This is a genomic window from Paenibacillus doosanensis (assembly GCF_025060755.1).
Lineage (GTDB): Bacteria > Bacillota > Bacilli > Paenibacillales > NBRC-103111 > Paenibacillus_S > Paenibacillus_S doosanensis.
On the sequence record NZ_JANYUY010000111.1, the window covers coordinates 1 to 1,676 of the forward strand.

Sequence of the window (1,676 nt, forward strand, 5' to 3'; positions counted from 1 at the left end):
CTGGATAGCTACGTACGGACGGGATAAGCGCTGAAAGCATCTAAGCGTGAAGCCCCCCTCAAGATGAGATTTCCCAGTAAGTAAGACCCCTTGAAGACGACGAGGTAGATAGGTTCGGGGTGGAAGCACGGCAACGTGTGGAGCTGACGAATACTAATCGGTCGAGGGCTTAACCAAATTCCCAAGAAAGTGAAGAGAAGCTTCGAAGCTGATTCCAAATACTTTCTCGGGGCCCGGAAACAAACCGGGAAGAACAAATAATCATTGCTCACAAACGCGCACGGGTTTCGTATCTAGTTTTCAAGGAACAACCATTATAGCTTGGAGAGATACCCAAGTGGCTCAAGGGGACCCTCTGCTAAGGGGTTAGACTGCGTAAGTGGTGCGAGGGTTCGAATCCCTCTCTCTCCGTAGTACCTTTCATTAATGTGGCGGCGTAGCTCAGCTGGCTAGAGCGTACGGTTCATACCCGTAAGGTCGGGGGTTCGATCCCCTCTGCCGCTACCATTCCTTCTATATAATATGGAGGCTTAGCTCAGCTGGGAGAGCATCTGCCTTACAAGCAGAGGGTCGGGGGTTCGATCCCCTCAGCCTCCACCATATACAATTCAATATGCCGTTGTAGCTCAATTGGTAGAGCAACTGACTTGTAATCAGTAGGTTGGGGGTTCAAGTCCTCTCGACGGCACCATGTTTGTCTATCGCGGAGCCGTGGTGTAGAGGCCTAACATGCCTGCCTGTCACGCAGGAGACCGCGGGTTCGAATCCCGTCGGCTCCGCCATTTTTTTTGCCCAAAAATGCATATGCGAGGCAGCGAATTGTCTGTCATAAACTGCAGTTCATTTGGACAATCTAATTACATACGGCTCGGTAGCTCAGTCGGTAGAGCAGAGGACTGAAAATCCTCGTGTCGGCGGTTCGATTCCGTCCCGAGCCACCATTGGCTTATTGCTTCAATAGAAGCGAATAGCCGCAAATATGGAGGCTTAGCGAAGTGGCCAAACGCAGCAGACTGTAAATCTGTTCTCTGACGAGTTCGGTGGTTCGAATCCATCAGCCTCCACCATGTATCTTGAGTCATTAGCTCAGTTGGTAGAGCACCTGACTTTTAATCAGGGTGTCGTAGGTTCGAATCCTACATGACTCACTTTTAACGACTATAGAGGGACCTTCCCGGGTCTCTTTTTTTGTTGCTTGACGAAAAAATGAGCAGATCCTGAAGATCTGCCCTGCCATTTAGCTCCAAGCTTAGGCTCATAGCTTCATTTTGTCTTGAACGGATCGAAGCTTTTGCTGGATGGATGCCTGCTGATCTCGGCGGTCATCGATTTTGATGGATGTGGATACACGCTGAGCTCCATGCTGGAAAGGCACCTCATGAAGACGGCGAATGATGGTCATCAGATCGTCCAGTTCGCCTTCGATCATCGTGCTCATGGCGGTCATTTCATAATGGACGGGCTCTTCCGCCTGCTCCAGTACCTTCTGGATATCGGCGACGTATTGGCTAAGGCTTGTTGTCGCCGTCCCGATAGGAATAATAGTTAACCTGAATTTCGAAAGTACTGCGCATTAAAAACATAAAAAGGGCTCCAAATCTTTGGTAGAATGGTGTTTGTCCAGGACAACATCACCCAAAGAGAGGAGCACCTTTTAGGTGAAGTCTACCACACCG

The 1,676-nt window shown here is 49.7% G+C and carries 1 protein-coding gene, 8 tRNA genes and 1 rRNA gene; 9 read left to right on the forward strand and 1 reads right to left on the reverse strand.

Features of this window, described 5'->3' with window-relative positions; genetic code table 11:
* The 9 genes from N0M98_RS33540 to N0M98_RS33580 all read left to right on the forward strand — a co-directional run.
* A 23S ribosomal RNA gene (locus tag N0M98_RS33540) occupies positions 1 to 177 on the forward strand; the annotation flags it as partial.
* Between the two features lie 146 nt (positions 178 to 323).
* Positions 324 to 411, forward strand: a tRNA-Ser gene (locus tag N0M98_RS33545).
* Positions 412 to 430: 19 nt separating this feature from the next.
* A tRNA-Met gene (locus N0M98_RS33550) sits at positions 431 to 507 on the forward strand.
* A gap of 17 nt (positions 508 to 524) precedes the next feature.
* A tRNA-Val gene (locus N0M98_RS33555) sits at positions 525 to 600 on the forward strand.
* Positions 601 to 615: 15 nt separating this feature from the next.
* Positions 616 to 691: transfer RNA gene (locus tag N0M98_RS33560), tRNA-Thr, on the forward strand.
* 14 nt (positions 692 to 705) lie between these two features.
* Positions 706 to 782 (forward strand) — tRNA-Asp (locus tag N0M98_RS33565).
* An 83-nt stretch (positions 783 to 865) separates the two neighbouring features.
* Positions 866 to 941, forward strand: a tRNA-Phe gene (locus N0M98_RS33570).
* A 40-nt stretch (positions 942 to 981) separates the two neighbouring features.
* Positions 982 to 1,067: transfer RNA gene (locus N0M98_RS33575), tRNA-Tyr, on the forward strand.
* Between the two features lie 8 nt (positions 1,068 to 1,075).
* Positions 1,076 to 1,148 (forward strand) — tRNA-Lys (locus N0M98_RS33580).
* 107 nt (positions 1,149 to 1,255) lie between these two features.
* Here the strand turns inward: N0M98_RS33580 and N0M98_RS33585 are convergent.
* Positions 1,256 to 1,543, reverse strand: coding sequence for an MTH1187 family thiamine-binding protein (locus N0M98_RS33585; RefSeq protein WP_259620500.1), 288 nt, complete (start codon positions 1,541 to 1,543; stop codon positions 1,256 to 1,258).
* Between the last annotated feature and the right edge of the window lie 133 nt (positions 1,544 to 1,676).